This is a genomic window from Kineococcus sp. AC630 (assembly GCF_979255925.1).
The window spans coordinates 1-238 of record NZ_CEEDMJ010000138.1 but is presented as its reverse complement, the minus strand read 5'-3'; the positions used below and the strand labels follow the sequence as shown (position 1 = coordinate 238).

The following is a 238-nucleotide window of genomic DNA, read 5'->3' as shown; positions in this document are numbered from 1 at the left end:
GAACCAGCCGGCCATCGTCTGGGTCACCGCCGCGGTCGGGGTCCGGTTCGTCGTCGACCGCACCGCCCGCGACGTCGCCCGCTACGACGCCGACACCGGACGGGCGAGCGCCGCGCAGGCGAGCACGCAGGCCCGGGACGCGAGCGCCCGGGAACGCCGCGAGGACCTGGAGCACGGTGTCGTCGAGGAGTTCGCGGGCGCGCGGCTGCACCGTGGACGTCGTCGACGACCCCGGTGC

General features: G+C 76.9%; 1 protein-coding gene. It reads left to right on the top strand.

The genetic code is table 11. The annotated features are described in order from the left end of the window. Positions 1-238 (top strand): hypothetical protein (locus AC0I8G_RS26150; RefSeq protein ID WP_471732537.1); only part of this gene is annotated, 238 nt, incomplete at both ends.